Below are 18,118 nucleotides of genomic sequence, written 5' to 3'. Positions count from 1 at the left end.
ATGATTAAAGGCAAAAAGATTTTAATAAGTCTTGGGGGGACTTATGAGCCCATTGATTCTGTAAGGGGTATTACAAACAAATCCTCAGGTAAGATGGGATTGGCTCTTGCTCGTGAAGCATATATCCGCGGTGCTGACTTGACATTAGTCGTAGCCAAGGTCAGTGTTGAGATTCCATCTGTTTTTAATGTCATTCATGTTGAAACCAGCAATGAGATGAATGATGTGATTTTAGATTTAATATCCGATTTTGACATTTTCATATCTGCAGCTGCGGTTTCTGATTTTGAGTTTCGAAAGAAATCCGACAATAAAATCGATTCTTCAAGTTCGCTGTTTTTAAACCTGAAGCCAACAACAAAGATTATCCGTCAGATTAAAAAAATCAATCCGGATATATTTTTGGTCGGGTTCAAGGCGGAGTTCAATATTTCAAAATCTGAAATGATTGAATGTGCCCGAAGACAGATTGAAAATGCCGGTACTGACTTGGTGGTGGCAAATGACATTTCCAATGACAATTGTCATTTCGGATCGGATAAGAATGAGGTGTTGCTTGTCGATGAGGATGTTTTAACAATACCTTTGGCTTCGAAAAGGGAAATTGCAAAATGCATATTTGATGTAATCTCCAAAAAATTATAAGTTCATCTATCTATCCCATCAAGATTGGTTTATTTTTTTCTAACATATTATTTTTATTTAATTTATGCATAATTATTTGATAAGTTCATTGTGCAGATATTAATTTTATCAGGTTTAAAATCCATATAATTGAATTAATTTTCCAACCTCTCCGTTGCATGTGTTAAAAAAATTTGGCATGACTAAATTAATTTGTGGATGGCCTATTTCATCATAATATTTCTATACTAATTTTGTTTTTTGATTGTAATTTTATAGTTGGTGTAAAACTAACTTCATGCCTTAAGTTCAAACAGTTTAAATTTTTGGTAAAATCCACAAATCCATAGGCAATAATAAGCTCATTTGAGTAATACTTTTTTGATTAAAATGCTTTAAATCAATCTCGAAAAAAAAGTTTTTTTAAAATCAGTTATTTTAAAAAATAAGTTCATGCCTTTAGGCTAGAGTTAAATGGAGTGATTAATAGAGTGAATCAACCTAAAGGCCGTTTCAATGAACTTTTATTTTATTTGCATTAGCATTTATTATTTTTAATTTCATAGTATAAAAAGGTATCTAAGTAATACTTTTTCGCGTTTTTTGTAGTAATTTTTTAAGTTTCTCACAGCCATTTTTTTTACAAATTCTGTTGTGAAAACTATGTATTTTTTTTAAAAATTTTTTTCTACAAGCAATGCAATATGGTCTTTTTCGTAAGGTTCCAGTTTCACTTTTTCAATAATTTTAAAACCTTTCTCTTTCAATTTCTGTTCTTGTTCCTTGAAAACCTTTTTAGGCTTTTGTACAACATCAATACTTCTGGCTTTAATCATTAAAAGACCTAAACCATTATCCTTTCCAAACAAATTCATGTTTCTCATGAACAGTTCTGTCTGTGTCGGTTGGGCGACATCGCAGTATACCAAATCCGATTTTTCGACTATATTCAGATATCCTTTAGGTTTGGTTGCATCACCTAAAATCGGAGCAATATTAAGCCTTTGGCGTGAAAGTTGCACTAATTTTTTAGCCGTGGTGGGTGAAAACTCAACGGCATATACTCTACCATTGATTACAATGTCTGAAATATGTGAAACAGTTGTCCCGGTTGAAGCACCAAGGTATAGGACTTTTGAGGTGTCCTCAAGCTCCAAATTTTCCAATCCATTTAAGAGAGCTGCTGCCAATTTTGAACGTCGGGGATTCCAAATTCTATATTCTTCATCCTCTCGAATTAATTCTTCACCATAAACTGATATCCCTGGAGTTAAATTTTTGGTTGCAACATTTCCATCTTTAAAATAAACTTTCATGACCTATCTCCTCTTCCTTTTTTTCTTACCTTTTCTCTTCTTATTTTTCCCTTTTGAGTTTTCTTCTTTTCGTTTTTTGGTTGTTTTAGTTGGAAAAGGATTGCTTTTTTCTATTTCTTCAACTTTCTGCTTAAACTCTTCAGCAACATTCTCACCGATAGTTTTAGTAAATACGTCCCGTCTCACGGCCAGGGATATTTTGCCGGCCAACATCCGGGCTATTTTCCCACGATTCCACCATTTTGCGCCACGGACTTGGGGATGCTGATAAATCAGACCATATTTGGGAGGTCTGTCTCCGCTTTTCAAATGCCTGAACAACGCTTTTTCAGCACCCATTATCTGAACGGTACTTGAAGGATACATCGCAAGCCTTTTAATTCCTCCGGCATGTGATATTAATTTGGCGCCTAATGTGGATCCGACCAATAACCTTAAATTCGGTGCAATGCTTTCCATCTTATTGTCAATATACTCTTCAATATTTTTCCTTGATTTTTGGAGTTCATAGATGGATTTTGCATAATCATTCATTATTTCCAAGTCTAATGGATTGATGTCCTCCTCCAAATCAATAATATCCTGCGGGAATGCTTCAGGCTTTGCTTTTAAAATTTCTTCTTTTGTCTTGTTTTGGGAGATTAGTTTGATGTAGGTTTCATTGTTTTTGATAACGTCCATTTCAGGAAAATACAATGCATACCATTCGCGAATTCTCTCAATCAATTTGGAAATGCTTTCATCAATCTCATCAATGGAATTGACGGCCTGAATCAGATGCCTGTCTTCGCTTGCAGATTCCTTCTTGATTTTATATATTGCAAAATTCTGATAGATATTGCTCAATTCATCATCGTCCAAACCAAACTTCTCATAATTGCTTCTCAAATACTCTCCTGCCTGATTTGGGGTTTGGATGCTGATTTTATCGCTGTCATAATCGGATAATCTTTTATTTGATTCAATTATGATTTTATCATAAGATGCATCGACTTCGTTGATGATGTCCAATTCCTCTTTTACAATTTGTTTGTCATCAATTTCAGCCAGTCTGTTGATTATCTCATCTTCGGGAAATAATTTCTCACAAATCAGCTCATTTTCATCATTAAAAGCATAGAATCCTTTGACACAATAAGTAATATAACATTCCATGCAATAATTTATTCATTTTATTTTTAATAAGTATTTTTATGATGAAATTTAAACTATTAATATTATGTCAAAGCAAAGTTTTAGAGATTTGAAAAATGAGATTGAACTCAAAAATGCGGAAATCGATGAGTTGTCGATGGAGTTGGATGCGAAAAATGAGGAGATCAACAAGCTGAAGCTGTACTCCACCAAGCTCAAATATGAAAAGAAGAATTTGGAAGATAAGCTTGACACTAAGATAGATTACGATAAGGCACACATTAAGGAATTGGATGACTTGCAGGAAAACATCAAGCAAAAGGATGAAATCATAGAGGACAAACAGGATCAGGTCAGATATTTGAGGTCATTGATTGACGATTATAAGGTTCAGGTCAAGTCAAACTCTGAAGAGCTGGAAATACAGCTTAGAAAAATCTCTAAAACCTATGATGATTTGCTGTCCCAAAAGGATTCAATCATCGAAAAGCAGGATGAAATAATAAATAATCTAACCAAAGCCAATGAAGAAATGGTGAAATCCAATAAAACCAATATTATCAGTTTAAAACTACAAAACGAAAAATATCAGGAAATAATTGATAAATTTACAAAAACTAGTTAAACAATTAAATACAAAGTTGATATTATGTTGAAAACAAATATTTGCGGAGTGGAATTTCGAAATCCTTTGATGCTGGCGGCAGGCATTATGGGAAGCAATGCTTCATCAATGAACTGGATTTTAAAATCCGGTGCAGGAGGAGTTGTATCCAAGTCATTTTCACTAAATCCTCATCCGGGATATGTCAACCCTACAACAGTTGCCGTCGATGGGGGAATCCTCAATGCAATAGGCCTTTCAAATCCGGGTGTTGAAAATTTCAAAGAGGAACTGAAGAAAATCGAAAGGGAAAACAATGTTGTCATCGCTTCAATTTACGGTGCAACACCGGACGAATTTTCAACACTTGTCAGTGAAGTGCAGGGCCTTGTCGACATGATTGAGCTGAATATCTCTTGCCCTCATGCGATGGACGGTTATGGCGCATCCATTGGTCAGAGCTGCGATTTGTCCCATACAATCGTTTCAGCTTCTAAAGATGCGGCAGATGTGCCTATAATTGCCAAATTAACCCCTAATGTAACGGACATAACCGAAATTGCAAAAACCTGTGAAGATGCAGGTGCCGATTGCATTTCCTTAATCAACACTTTAGGTCCTGGGATGAAAATCAATATTGATGTTGCAAAGCCTGTTTTGTCAAATAGATTTGGCGGAATGAGCGGCAAAGCCATCAAGCCAATTGCAATACGCAATGTGTATTCGGTTTATGAGGCTGTTGACATACCTCTGATCGGTGTAGGAGGAGTATACACTTATGAAGATGTTGTGGAATTCATTTTCGCCGGAGCCCGCGCGGTCCAGATCGGTACAGCAATCATGGATGAAGGTGTAGACGTGTTCAGTAAAATCAACAGTGGCCTGGAAACTTTCATGGCGGAAAAAGGTTATAATTCAATTGACGAAATGGTGGGGATTGCACATGATCAATGAGCCAAAAATCGTTGAAATTAAAGAAATAATCACTGAAACTCCTACAATCAAGACATTCAAATTCAATTGGGATTTTGATAAACTCGGAAAACCTAATCCCGGCGAGTTTCTAATGATTTGGAATTTCAAAAATGAAAAGCCAATGTCCATATCACAGATTAATGATGACGAACTTGCAATAACCGTAAAGAATATCGGGGAATTCACTTCCCAGCTCCATGAACTTGAAGCCGGAGACCTGATAGGTGTCAGAGGCAGTTACGGCAACGGTTTTGACAATACTTTCAAGGACAAACGGATTATCGCAATAGGGGGTGGAGTGGGTATGGCTCCTGTCAATGCTATTGCAACCGATTTGGCCAAAAGTAATGAGGTTGAAGTCATTTCCGCTGCTCAAACAAAGGACGAATTGCTGTTCATAGACTCTTTGGAAAAATCCGGTGTTGATGTTCATGCATGCACTGATGACGGAAGTTTCGGATTCAAAGGATTTGCGACAGATTGTCTAAGCGGTTTGCTTGAAAGTTCAACTTACGATTATGCATTTGTATGCGGTCCTGAAATAATGATGAAGGGAATATTTGAAATCCTTGAATCTTCTTCAATACCCGGCCAGTATTCTCTTGAAAGATATATGAAATGCGCACTTGGAGTGTGTGGCCAGTGCTGTGTCGACAGCGAGGGATGGAGAATATGTGTGGAAGGGCCTGTTTTTGAAAACGATAAGATAGAAAAGATCACAGAATTTGCCAAATACAGAAGAGACGCTTCCGGTGTAAAATACTAAATTAGGGATTGATGAAATGGGAATAAATATTGAAAAGCACTTGACCCCGCCACTTTTATTGGTGATATTCTTATTAATCGTTTCACTGATTTTCATGTTCCCAGTCTTAAATATGGTGGTTTTAGGCGCAATACTTGCTTATGGTGTTCGTCCGGTAGCCCGCAACATCCAATCCAAATTAAAGTACAATTCCATTTCAATTATTCTTGCAATGATAATTGTTTTAATTCCTTTAATCATATTATTTGCCTATATTGCAATAGAACTGGTGGGATTGGTATCTTTGATTTTGGCATCCAATACTTATGCTGATGTCAGCAGTTCCATAACCGCAATAACCACATATATTCCTTTAAACCTGGATGTGCATTCATTATCCGCATCCATTTCTTCATCCATTCAGGAAATTGGAGGCTATATCTTAAATTATCTTGTTAAATTCTTAAGCAGTCTGATGAATATTGTTCTAGACTTGTTTATCCTATTCTGTTCAGTGTTTTACTTTGCCCGTGACGGGGATAAATGTCTGAACTTCATCATGTCATTTGTTCCTGCGGATTCAAAACATTTCTTCGACACCACCATTGAAGCGATCAAGGATGTTTTAAGAAGCATATTCTACGGACACTTCCTGACATCCGTAATAATAGGAATATTTGCTGCGATAGGTTATACTGTACTGGGATATCCATATGGAGTATTTCTAGGTGTTATTACAGGCATTCTACAGCTGATTCCTGTATTCGGGCCATGGCCAATTTATTGGATTCTATTTTTCATCGATGTCCTTTCAGGCAATTACCCAAGGGCAATCGTGGTTCTGCTTTTCGGATTTTTCTTAAGTACTGTGGATATGTACATCAGACCGGCATTATCAAGCCATTATGCAGATATCCATCCATTAATCCTGTTAATCGGATTCTTATCAGGGCCTCTTGTTTACGGAATTGTCGGTTTTATAGTGGGTCCTTTAATTTTAGGAATAACTTATGCAGTTCTTGATAATTACAGAAAGGAGTTTATCCCGGGTGATGAATAAATGCAGAGAAATGTTGTGATTTTGGACATAGATTACGTAACCTATGAAGATAAACCGGTAATCAGATTGTTTTCAAAGGACGGCGATAAGAACATAATCCTGATAGATGACACTTTTGAACCCTACCTCTATGTTGTTTCGGACGATATCGAGGAATGCATATCCGAAATTGAAGACAATCTCGATGTTGTCAATATCGAAAGGGTAGTAAAAAAGGATTTTCAGGTTGAAAGCGAATTTATCAAAGTCACATTCAAGCATCCTCAGGAACTGGCCAAAAACCGTGATGCCTTAAGGGATTTGGAGAGCGTCATTCAGATTAGGGAATTCGATATTCCATTCTACAGAAGATATCTGATGGACCGTGATGTGATTCCAATGACTGAAGTCATTGCAATCGGAGAAAAACTGGATAAGTTTCTGGATTTGGATTCAGCAAAACAGGATATTGAAATAATTAAATTAACAGAAAGATTAGAACGAATAGCGGATTATCCTCAACATTTCAGAATATTGAGCTTTGATTTGGAAGTAAGAAATCCTCATGGAATGCCCGATTCTGCTGAAGACGAAATCATCATGATCGGTGTGGCGAGCAACTTCGGCATAAACCAGGTCATTTCAACAAAAACAAATTCCAAAGATAGGGACGATTTTGTAAAACAGGTGGCGTCCGAAAAGGAAATGATTGAGGAATTTGTAAAGATAATCAAGGACAATAATGTGGATATCATTGTCGGTTACAACTCGGACAATTTCGATTTCCCATATCTAAAGGACCGTGCAAAGATATTGGGTGTCGATTTGGATATTGGAATGGATGATTCAGATATCAGATTCATTCGCAGAGGATATGCAAACGCGGCATCATTTAAGGGATTGATTCATGTTGATTTATATCTTGTCATGAGAAGATATATGACATTGGACAGGTACACTCTTGAAAGAGTTTACTATGAGTTATTTGGAGAAGAAAAAATTGATGTTCCAGGAGATAGGATATGGGAGTTCTGGGATAACGGCGGCGAAGAGCGGGATACATTGTTTGATTATTCGCTTGACGATGTCATTTCAACTTTAAAAATTGCCGAACAGACATTGCCGCTCAATTTAGAGCTCACCCGTATCATAGGCCAACCGCTATTCGATGTGTCCCGTATGGCCACAGGACAACAGGCCGAATGGTTTTTGGTAAAACAGGCATATTTTGATGATGAAGTTGTTCCGAATAAGCAGGGATCAAATTTCGCCGACCGGGCTTCTGCCGAAGACAATGAAGGCGGATATGTAAGGGAACCTGAAAAGGGACTTCATGAGAATCTTGTGCAATTCGATTTCAGAAGCCTGTACCCGAGCATAATCATTTCTAAAAACATATCCCCCGATGTGATGACATTGGGTGATGTTGAAAACGAGGAGGATTATAACATTTCTCCAGAACACGGTGTCAAATTTAAGAAATCCCCTCAGGGATTCATTCCATCCGTCATAGATAAGATTCTGCAGGAAAGATTCAGAATCAAACGTGAAATGAAGGCATCCACTGATGAAACTGAGAAAAAGGCTTTAGATGTACAGCAGCAGGCTATCAAACGACTTGCAAATACCATGTATGGGATATATGGTTTTCCGCGATTCAGATGGTATTCATTTGAATGTGCAAAGGCCATTACTTCATGGGGCAGGCAATACATCAAATCATCTATAAAAAAAGCGGAAGAATTCGGTTTCTACACAATATATGCAGACACTGACGGGTTTTACGCCAAGTATAAAAAAGATTAATTTTTTAAAAAAAGAAAAGGGTTAAGAGAAAATTGATTTTCCCTTATTTTTTAATTTTAATAGTTGATTTTGCTTGTTTAGCAGTACAGTATTTGTTAGCGGATGTAACAACTACTTTGTGTGTTCCAACTTTTAATTTGTTTGTACAGATTTGTGCAATACCTTTTGAATTGGTTTTAGCAGTATAGGTTTTTGCTTTTTTACCTGTATAAACTTTAATTTTAACTTTAACTCCTGCAATTACTTTTTTGGTCTTTTTGTTTTTAACAGTGACCTTGAAGTATTTTTTAGCTCCTTTTTTAGCAGTCAATTTCTTAGGAATTAATTTTGTTGGAGCCTTTTTGATTACAATTTTTGATGTAACTTTCTTAGCGGTAAATGCTTTGGAATTTGCACCTGCCACTTCAACTTTATATGTTCCCGGTTTCAAAGTGTTAAGCAATAATTTTATTTGACCGTTTGATCCGGTGTTGCCGTTATAGTTGTAGTATTTGTTGTTGGTTACATAGATTTTGATGTTGAGTTTTGCATCATAAATCGCTTTTTTAGTTTTGGAGTTTGTTAATTTCACAGTCAGGTATTTGACACCTTTATAGTAATCAGTTACTTTCGGCGCTTTGATGGTTGCACTGGCCTTTTTAACGGTAATTGTTTTTGTGACTGTGCTTCCTTTGTATCTTGTGTCTGCTGTACTTATGACTAGCTTATGTTTTCCAACAGTTAAGGATGCTGCAAAGGAGAATGTTCCTTTATTGTTGGTTTGGAAAAGATAAGTCTTTTTGGAATCACCATCAATTTGCACTAGCACGATTGCTCCTGCCACCGGTTTACCTGTTGATTTGTCGGTAACTTTGATAGTTGCGGTAGTTCCGCTGTTGAAATAAATTGTCAAGCTGCTTGTAAGTGAGATTACAACAGGTTTTTGAACAATTGTAATTTTGGTTTTAGCGGAAGTGTTGTTTATGTTTTTAGTGTCATTGTTGCTTACGGTTACATCATATTCTCCACCAACCAATCCGCTAACGCCGATTTCACTGGTTCCGTTGGAATTGGTCTGGAAGTAGTAATCTTTTCCAGAAGTCTGCGGCATGTATAAGTGAAGAATGATGCCAGGAACTGCTTCGCCGTTGTTTGCATTAGTTACGGTAATTTTAACTTTTTTGTCGCTGCCGTAGTATTCTTTGTACGGGTCAATAGTGATTATGATGTTAGCAGGGACAATAGTTAAATTGGTAGTGACTTTCTCGGATTTTAGATTTCCGCTGGTACTTAATTCAACGCTGTAGTTTCCAACTTCTAACTGTTTCATGCTGAATCCGCCACCACTTTGATCAAATATGTATAAATTACTAGTTTTAAATGAAGCGATACCTTCATCATTGGTGGTTGCAGAGTGTCCGACTGAAATATTTCCTTTTAGCAATAAGGATAATGTTTTACCTTTTAGAGGAGTTTCCTCATCGTCCTCATCAACTAATCTGAATGTAAAGTTGCCGTTCTGATACTCATTGACTGTATTGATAATTTCGATTCTAACGTTGAATATTCTATTTATAGTAATATTCTTTGTTGCATTGCCATTTTTATAATCAATGATCATTGTGGCGGTAGTGAAATTTGCATTTTCAAGAGTAAAGGAAATTGTGGAGTTGACCAAGTCCCATTCACTAACAGTAATGTTTTTGGTTTCGTTTCCATCTTTGTAGAATACGGTAATATTCAAGTCGTCCTTATTGAAATCAAAAGTGTCTACACCATTGGTGATATTGATAATTTGAATTTCGCCTTTTTTAGTGGAATTGACATCAATTGCAGTGCCGTTCGTATTGATTTCCGCCGCACCGTGAACATTGATTAAGACTGTAGCGTGAGAGGTATTGTTAACATCGTTGCCTTTGAATGTAACGGTTAAATTGTAAATACCCTTTGTCATATTAAGCAATGTCAATTCACCGGTTTCGTTATTGAATTTGTTTTCAAATCCAGTTTTTGTAATGGTTAAATTTTTGTTAACAATATAAATTTTTTGTCCATCTGCTCCATAAACAGTTACTGTGAAGGTGGCATTTTGCCCTTCAGTAATATTGATCACTGTTGGATTTATAACAAATTGAGTTCTATTTTTAACTGTAATCTTTTTAATGATTGAAATGCCGTTTTCAGTATAGTTAATAGTTAAGGTTGTAGGAACTGTGGTTATGTTATTGACGGTCAGGACATTACCGGAAATTTCCCAATCTGTAAGGGGTACGTTATTCTCCCCATAAGTAATGTTGGTATTTGAACTGTTCATAAGGCCGGTATTATCATCTATACCGTTTGTTAAGTTAATTGGTATTTCCACACTTGTAGCATTGGTGTCCACTACTGTAGGAACGTCCAATGTATTGTTAGTATATATTTTTAGAGAAATCAGTATTGATGAATTGGTGTAATTTGCATTGCCCAAGTAACTAATCAATAAGTTATGTTCCCCAACTGATAGTTTGTCTTTTATTGTAATTATTGAGTTATTATAATCAAAACTGATGCTTTTGTTGTTTTCAGTAACTGTTAAATTACTTTTTGTTATTTCAAGCACATTGCTTGCATTGTCTTTAACAGAAACGGATATGTTTTTGTCATTATCATCTTCATGATATTTTGTATTGTTTTGAGCATCAATAGTTGTATTTGTCTTTTCTTGAATGGAATCCCCATTGCCACCACTCTCATTTACAAGAATAATATTGGTTTCTGTACTTGTTAGCGCTGCATCATCATCTGCAGCGACATCATCACTAGCGCATACAGAACCTATGCTTATCAATAGGAATATTGCCATTACCATTAATAAGACATATGAATTTTTAAGTTTCATAAATTTTTATCCTCCCTTATTGAATAATTTATAATATTCTAAAATTCGGAATTTGATATTAAGATATTAATTTTTTTTAACATTTAAAGGTTTGTTTATTTTAACATATGCTTTAAAAAGATTCAGATATTTTTTAAAATGTTCATGAAAAATGGGTAAAAAATAGTGCATTAAATGTTAAAAAAAGAGTTTGTGAAGAATAGTGGTTATTCTTCAACATAAGAATCTATGTCAATATCTAAATCATCACAGATTCCTTTTAATTGTTCGTATAATTTTTCATCGATTGCCACACCATTGGCTTCCGCTTCAGCAATTCTTTTTACTTCCAAATCTCCCGGAATGGCTACGGTTTCACCGGTTGCCCTGACTTGTGAGATGAAGTCTTCGGTATTTGCTTTGAATTCATCAAAGTCACCAAATTTGGAAGGGTCGATTACAACATATAAATCCCCTTTTGTACAGTCCTTATCTGGTGAAGCTGTACCGGATACTCCAAGGCCGTATCCTGCCTGTACCAATGGACCGGTTAAGATTTCAATCAATAAAGCTAATGCGTATCCCTTAAATCCTCCAAATGGCAAAATGGATCCTTTAAGTGCTGCTTCAGGGTCATTTGTCGGGGTTCCATTTTCGTCTAATGCCCAACCGTCAGGCAAATCAAGTCCTTTTCTTTTTGATTCGATTATTTTTCCACGGGCAGTAACTGAAGTCGCCATATCCACAGTGATGTATGAATCGGAAGGTATGCCCAATGCAAGAGGGTTGGTCCCGATTAATGCATTTTTACCGCCTAACGGAGCAATGGCAGGGTCTGTATTTGCAAGGACAAGTCCAATACAGTTTTCCCTTAATGCCAAATCTGAGTAAAATCCGGTAACTCCGAAGTGATTGGAATTGTGAACTCCAACACATGCAATACCAACTTCCTTGGCTTTTTTAATTGCAATCTGCATCGCCTTATATGATACCGCTTGTCCAAATCCGCTGTTACCGTTGATTAATGCAATGGCAGGGGTTTCTTTTTCGATAGCGATATTGTCTTCCAGATTGATTGTGCCTGCTTTGATACTAATTAGGTATTGTGGGAATCTTCCAAGCCCATGTGATGTAAATCCTTTCAAATCCGCATCCACTGTTGCTTCTGCAACAAGTTCCTGATCTTCTTCGCTGGCTCCAAGCTTAGCCAATATCTCTTTTACAAGAGCCATTTCCTTATCTTTCATTATCTTCATGATTTCACTCCCTCTTTAATTAGTATTCAATTTCAGATCCTTCAAAAGCTTTAACAGTAATCTTTTCATCATCGGTTACATTGCCTATTATTTGGCAACTACAATATTCGTTTAAAGTTTCCATGATCTTGTCTGCTTCCTCTTCGTCGCAGATGACAACAAAACCGACACCCATATTGAAAACCCTGTACATTTCCTTGATGTCCACGTTTTGTTCATAAATAAGTTTAAATATTTCCGGAACTTCCGGAAGGTCGGTGATGTCATATCCCACACCTTTTTTCAAACGTCTAAGGTTGGTGAAACCGCCTCCGGTGATATGGGCAAGTCCGTTAATATTATATTCTTTTTCAAATAGGCTGACAATAGGTTTAACGTACAATTCAGTTGGTCTGAGCAACTCTTCTCCAATGGTGGTTTCGCCATTTGGCATTTTATCGTCAACGCCAAATCCTGCATCATCGAATAACGCTTTTCTGGCTAGGCTGTATCCGTTTGAATGAATACCGTTACTGTTTATACCAATCAGAACGTTTCCAGGCTGAATGTTTTCACCGCTGATGATTTTATCCACATCAACAAATCCGATACCTGTTCCGGCAATGTCGAAGTCTTTGATAATTCCTGGCAGTGATGCAGTTTCCCCACCGATGATTGCAATTTTTGATTCTAAAGCTCCTTTAACTAAACCGTCTGCGATTTCTGCCGCTCTTTCAGGGTCAGGTTTTTCAACGGCAAGATAATCAACCAATGCGATAGGTTCCGCTCCAACACACAATATATCGTTTACAACCATTGCGATACAGTCGATACCTATGGTATCGTATTTGTTCATCATTTCAGCAATTAATATTTTACTTCCGACACCATCAGTACTCATTGCAATGGCTTTGTCGCCTAATCTTACCAAAGCTGCATAATGACCACTGTCGGTGATTATGTCTCTACACTCTAATGTTGATTTGAGTTTATCTGCTAATTTTGAAACAGTAACAGCTTCTAAATCAATATCCACACCAGATTCTGAATAAGTAACCATGATTACACCTATTTAAAAATAAAATTTATGTTGTAATGAGTTTTACAACATATCATAATACAAATTTTGTTTTATATACTATATAATTATTATTAATGTATTCTCACACAATCTAAATTAATCGGTGTTTTAGTCTCAATCTTATAGCTTCTATGAATTGATGAGGCCAAATCCACTGCCTTGTAAGGGTCTCCGTGACATGTGATGACCTTTTCAGGTCTAGGATTGAGTCTTTTAACATATTCCATTAACTGTCTTCTGTTGGAGTGACCACTAAATCCATTGATGGTTTTGACTTGCATTTTAACACAGAATTGCCTGGTTCTTCCATCATCATCTTCAAGAGGAATTTCCTTCCAGCCTTTTTGGACTCTTCTTCCCATTGAACCTTCAGACTGATATCCTACGAATATGATTGTGTTTCTCTCATCTTCACATAACCATTTGAAGTACTCAACGGAGTTTCCTCCGGTCAGCATACCTGATGTTGACAGGATGATTGCAGGCTGTTTTGCCTCAACAATGTCCTTTCTTTGGTCACGGTTTTGGACCTTTTCAAACATTTCGGAGACGAACGGGTTTCTTCCCATGTGGAAGATTTGGTCTCTTAAATCCTTGCTCAGGTATTCCGGCCTTGCAGTATGGATTGCTGTAGCTTCCCATATCATTCCGTCAATGTAAATAGGCACTTCTTCAATCATTCCATGTCTCATGTACTCTTCAAGCACAACCATCAATTCCTGTGCTCTTCCCACTGCAAATACCGGAACCAATACTTTTCCGCCACGTTTGAGTGTTTTGTAGATGGTTTTCATCATTTCTTTTTCAGCATTGTTTCTGGAAGGCTGCACGTCCTCTTTTCCTCCGTAAGTACTTTCCATAATTACGGTTTCGGCACGTGGGAAACGGATTGTTGCAGGTTCAAGCAATCTTGAAGGTTCATATTTGAAATCTCCAGTGTACACCAGGTTGTGAGCTCCGTCTCCGATGTGCATATGGGAGATTGCTGAACCCAGGATGTGTCCTGCATTGTGTAATGTTAATCTTATGTCGGGTGAAATGTCAGTGACTTCACCGTAATCCAATGTAATTGTATTTTTAATTGCTTGCTTTACATGTTTTGATGTAAATGGAAGGGGATTGCCTTCCCTGTGAGCAATATCTAAGTGATCAAACTGCAATAGGGTTGTCAAATCCCTGGTTGGGGTTGTACAGTAAACAGGTCCGTCATATCCATAATGGAAAAGATACGGTACAAATCCGCAGTGATCTAAATGAGCGTGAGATATGATAACTGCATCCAATTCCTCAATTGAAAATTCAGGCGCATTCAAATAAGGGAATGCGCTTTTGTTATCCGGTGCAGCAACATTGACTCCGCAATCGAGTAAAACACGGCTGTTAGGTGTTTGCAGTAACATTGATGAACGTCCAACCTCTTTAAATCCTCCCATGGAAGTTACTCTGGCCCAGTCGTTCGGGTATTTGCTTCCCTGGTGAATCTGACGTCCAAGCTTTTGCAATAATTTTTTCCTGTCCTTGCTGCTGTTCTTTTGAATATTTCTGATTTTTCCAATAATGTCTGAACTGATTGGAGGTGTCCTTAAGATTTTCGGAGCCCATCCGGTATTCTTGACAATGCTTCTTGAAGTCACACCGTATTTTCCAATGACAAGTCCAGGTTTTTTAGCGGTAATAACCACTTCACAGGTTACAGTATCAAAGTAAATGTCTGTAATTTCAGCACCGTCCGGAACAATTTCATGAATTTTGTTGATTGTTTCTTCCGGTTCAAGCAAAGCGCTCTTGTCGGATCTGATAATGATCCTTTTTCTAAGTTCTTTTGCAAGTGATCTTATAAGATCGCCATTTTCAGTAATGATTTCCGGATTTTTAGTGTAAACTACTACTTCAGGTCCTTCGAATTCAACCTTTGAAACCTGAATTTCATCAGGCAGTTTATCTAAAATCTCTTTTTTAATATCTTCTAAAATATCTGAAGTCATATAATCCCTTCAAAAAAAGTTAGTGTAGTATAATAGTTTATGAAAGCATTAAGCTATAATAAGTAAAATTTCATAAACTATGTACACTTTTTTATATGAAAAAAACAGTTAGTTATGAAAAATTAGCTTACTTATATTTTTTCAAGAATCTCATTAATTTTTTCATTGTCTAACATTTCAAAGCCGTTTTTATCCACTTTAGCAACCAGATATCCATTTCCTGAATAAGTGTCACGTTCAGCAGCGGCTCTAATAGCTCTTATGGCTATTTCAATTCCTTCGTCAGTTGTTAAATCATCTCTAAACCTGTCTTCAAGAACTCCGTATGCCACGATAGAACCTGATCCGGTTGAGATATAAGTATCTTCAATCATTCCACCGGCCGGGTCGAGTGAGTAGAGAGATGGTTTGTCCCCGTCCATTCCTCCAAGTAATGTCTGAACATACATTGGTCCTGAACGTAAGATGTTGGCAGTCAAGGATGCGGCTGCTTTGACGCTTATTGAATCGTTGTTTCTCATTTGGTAAAGAGAAACTTCAGCTTCAATAACTTTCATTAAACTTTGGGCATCTCCAACGGAACCAGCTATGGTGGTTACAATATGATCATCAATTTTAAATATTTTTTCTGCTACTTTGTGAGCTACAAGGTTTCCCATACTAGCCCTTCTTTCGCTTGCAAATACAACACCGTCTTTACAAGTGATTCCAACGGTTGTTGTACCTTCCAGTATTTTATCATCCATTTAAATACACCTCATATAAGTATTTAAAATATCTAATTTCAACTACTCATAGGTTAATATAACAAAATATAAACTAATCTGCAAGATTAATTTTATTTAAAATCAGAATCAATAATTAGTATAAACTAACAATATTAATATTAGCTATTTGCATATATAAACTTTTCTTTTGAAGGTGGGAAATGAAATATAAAAAAATTGGTGATATCCTAATTTTAGATAATAACAGCCGAAATGAGGATTTTGAAGGCCTATCTAAAAAACATAATGTCAAAACCATAATGAAGATTGACCATATTCAGGGAACAAGAAGGGAACCAGTTTATGAAGTCCTGTATGGAAGCGAAACAGAAACAATAAATAAGGAGAACGGATGCCTTTTTAAATTGGACCTGTCTAAGGTGATGTGGTCAAAGGGAAATAACAATGAACGGCTAAGGATAGCCAAGCTAGTCGAGGATGGGGAAACAGTAATTGACATGTTTGCAGGAATCGGTTATTTTTCTATTCCCATTGGAGTCCATGCTAACGCTCAAGAAGTGATTGCAATCGAAATCAATCCCAATTCCCATTATTTCCTATGCCAGAACATAGAATTGAATAAGTTAAATAATATCACTCCGATTTTGGGGGACTGCATGGTCGAGACTCCAAAATTCAAGGCGGATCGCATCATAATGGGATATGTCAAGACAACCCATCACTATCTGAAAGCGGCTTTGGGCAGCTTAAATGAAGGGGGAATCCTGCATTATCATGAGACTGTCCCTGAAAAACTGATGGAAACACGCCCTATTGAGCGAATAGTTTCTCAAGCGAACGGGCGTGATGTTGAATTGCTAAAAATAAATAAGATTAAAAAGTATTCTCCAGGAGTAATGCATGTGGTTATTGACGCTCGGATATACTAGCAATTTTTTCTAAAAGGGTTTCATTCAGCCATTCGCTGTTGACGTATTTTTCATAAACACATAATCTCTCAGTTAGCTCAAATCCAGCATCTTCAGTTAACTTACGCAATTCTTCAATTCCCGGCCATGGTGAAGTTATGTTTACATAATCAGGACTTACCGGTGAAACTCCACCCCAATCATCAGCACCGCACAAGAGGAATATCTGGGCGGTGTCGTTGTTTAGATTTGGCGGGACCTGAATGCTGACGTCAGTATCGCCAAACAGTAATGTTCCTGCAATAACAGTTCTAATCATATCTAAAAAGCTTGGTTCTGGCCAGTTTTCCATTTCAATTCCAGGAATTGGAGTAAAATTCTGTATGATAACTTCCTGAATATGACCATATTTGTCGTATAAATCTTTAATGGCAAGTAATGATTCGGCTATTTCCTCTCGGGTTTCGCCAATTCCAATCAGGATTCCTGTGGTGTATGGTATTTTAAGTTTTCCCGCATTTTCAATGGTTTCAAGTCTGATTATAGGGTTTTTTCCAGGGCTTTTGTTGTGGGCGGGCAATTCCATTAGTCTGGATGATGAATTTTCAAGCATCAGACCCATTGAGGCATTGACCTCTTTCAGTCTTTTTAAATCTTCAAAGGAGTAATTTCCTCCATTGGTATGGGGTAAAAGGGAAGTCTTTTCAAGGGTCATTTGGCAAATATCGACAACATAATCAATCATTCTGCCATAACCGTACTCATGCAATTTTTGACGAACGCTTTCTTCCTCGTCAGCATCTTCACCAAATGTAAACAATGCTTCTTTGCATCCGTATTCTTCAGCTTCCTTTAAATCAGCCAGCACTTCTTCTTTGGTTTTTAAAATTATAACGTTCGGGTCTGCAGGATTCTTCTTAAAATTACAATATCCGCAATCATTCCTGCAGATTTCAGTCAATGGTATGAAAATGTTTTTAGAATAAGTAATAAGATTATTCTCCCTATATCTTACAGTTTCAGCCATATATCTAATTATATCGCTATCAGTTGCATTTAATATTTGGAGAATATCATCTTTAGTTAAATTTGATTTCAT

The 18,118-nt window shown here is 36.8% G+C and carries 15 protein-coding genes; 7 read left to right on the top strand and 8 right to left on the bottom strand.

What is annotated here, in order from left to right:
* Positions 1–645 carry a phosphopantothenoylcysteine decarboxylase gene (locus IJF99_RS02780; protein ID WP_292791796.1) on the top strand — a complete coding sequence of 215 codons (645 nt, stop codon included), beginning with the start codon at positions 1–3 and terminating at the stop codon, positions 643–645.
* Positions 646–1,298: 653 nt separating this feature from the next.
* Here IJF99_RS02780 and IJF99_RS02775 read toward each other — a convergent pair.
* The gene (locus IJF99_RS02775; RefSeq protein ID WP_292791793.1) at positions 1,299–1,940 is read right to left on the bottom strand and encodes a fibrillarin-like rRNA/tRNA 2'-O-methyltransferase; all 642 of its coding nucleotides are present in this window, start codon (positions 1,938–1,940) and stop codon (positions 1,299–1,301) included.
* 3 nt (positions 1,941–1,943) lie between these two features.
* Complete coding sequence (locus IJF99_RS02770) at positions 1,944–3,095, bottom strand: ATP-binding protein (RefSeq protein ID WP_292791790.1); 1,152 nt, start codon at positions 3,093–3,095, stop codon at positions 1,944–1,946.
* A gap of 64 nt (positions 3,096–3,159) precedes the next feature.
* On the opposite strand from IJF99_RS02770, the gene IJF99_RS02765 reads away from it, so the two are divergent.
* Genes IJF99_RS02765 through IJF99_RS02745 form a run of 5 tightly spaced genes read left to right on the top strand, consistent with a single transcriptional unit; the run spans position 3,160 to position 8,243 of the window.
* Positions 3,160–3,699, top strand: coding sequence for a glycosyl transferase (locus IJF99_RS02765; RefSeq protein WP_292791787.1), 540 nt, complete (start codon positions 3,160–3,162; stop codon positions 3,697–3,699).
* A gap of 24 nt (positions 3,700–3,723) precedes the next feature.
* Positions 3,724–4,632 carry a dihydroorotate dehydrogenase gene (locus IJF99_RS02760; protein ID WP_292791784.1) on the top strand — a complete coding sequence of 303 codons (909 nt, stop codon included), beginning with the start codon at positions 3,724–3,726 and terminating at the stop codon, positions 4,630–4,632.
* Positions 4,622–5,419: a dihydroorotate dehydrogenase electron transfer subunit gene (locus tag IJF99_RS02755; protein ID WP_292791781.1), complete on the top strand. Its 798-nt coding sequence runs from the start codon at positions 4,622–4,624 to the stop codon at positions 5,417–5,419. Before IJF99_RS02760 ends, IJF99_RS02755 begins: the two co-directional genes overlap by 11 nt.
* Before the next feature lie 16 nt (positions 5,420–5,435).
* Entirely contained in the window at positions 5,436–6,458 is a 1,023-nt protein-coding gene (locus IJF99_RS02750) for an AI-2E family transporter (protein WP_292791779.1), read from the top strand.
* Positions 6,459–8,243 (top strand): DNA-directed DNA polymerase, encoded by a 1,785-nt coding sequence (locus IJF99_RS02745; protein ID WP_292791776.1) that lies wholly within the window; start codon positions 6,459–6,461, stop codon positions 8,241–8,243.
* Positions 8,244–8,286: 43 nt separating this feature from the next.
* Here IJF99_RS02745 and IJF99_RS02740 read toward each other — a convergent pair whose 3' ends face one another.
* From IJF99_RS02740 to psmB, 5 genes are all read right to left on the bottom strand, one after another.
* On the bottom strand, positions 8,287–11,103 hold the full coding sequence (locus tag IJF99_RS02740) for a hypothetical protein (protein WP_292791773.1): 2,817 nt from the start codon (positions 11,101–11,103) through the stop codon (positions 8,287–8,289).
* Positions 11,104–11,309: 206 nt separating this feature from the next.
* The gene (gene comC / locus IJF99_RS02735) at positions 11,310–12,338 is read right to left on the bottom strand and encodes an L-sulfolactate dehydrogenase (RefSeq protein ID WP_292791770.1); all 1,029 of its coding nucleotides are present in this window, start codon (positions 12,336–12,338) and stop codon (positions 11,310–11,312) included.
* Positions 12,339–12,357: 19 nt separating this feature from the next.
* Positions 12,358–13,377, bottom strand: coding sequence for a phosphoribosylformylglycinamidine cyclo-ligase (gene purM / locus IJF99_RS02730; RefSeq protein ID WP_292791767.1), 1,020 nt, complete (start codon positions 13,375–13,377; stop codon positions 12,358–12,360).
* 92 nt (positions 13,378–13,469) lie between these two features.
* Complete coding sequence (locus IJF99_RS02725; protein ID WP_292791763.1) at positions 13,470–15,383, bottom strand: beta-CASP ribonuclease aCPSF1; 1,914 nt, start codon at positions 15,381–15,383, stop codon at positions 13,470–13,472.
* Between the two features lie 131 nt (positions 15,384–15,514).
* Positions 15,515–16,129 carry an archaeal proteasome endopeptidase complex subunit beta gene (gene psmB / locus IJF99_RS02720; protein ID WP_292791760.1) on the bottom strand — a complete coding sequence of 205 codons (615 nt, stop codon included), beginning with the start codon at positions 16,127–16,129 and terminating at the stop codon, positions 15,515–15,517.
* A gap of 182 nt (positions 16,130–16,311) precedes the next feature.
* Here psmB and IJF99_RS02715 point away from each other — a divergent pair, with 182 nt between their 5' ends.
* Positions 16,312–17,040, top strand: coding sequence for a class I SAM-dependent methyltransferase family protein (locus IJF99_RS02715; protein WP_292791757.1), 729 nt, complete (start codon positions 16,312–16,314; stop codon positions 17,038–17,040).
* Here IJF99_RS02715 and cofG read toward each other — a convergent pair.
* A complete protein-coding gene (cofG, locus tag IJF99_RS02710) occupies positions 17,018–18,118 on the bottom strand; it encodes a 7,8-didemethyl-8-hydroxy-5-deazariboflavin synthase subunit CofG (protein WP_292791754.1) in 1,101 nt (366 codons plus the stop codon). The two genes, IJF99_RS02715 and cofG, sit on opposite strands and share 23 nt — an antisense overlap.

The sequence above is a fragment of the Methanobrevibacter sp. genome (genome assembly GCF_017406825.1).
Classification (GTDB): domain Archaea; phylum Methanobacteriota; class Methanobacteria; order Methanobacteriales; family Methanobacteriaceae; genus Methanocatella.
This window is presented reverse-complemented; position numbering and strand designations above follow the sequence as displayed.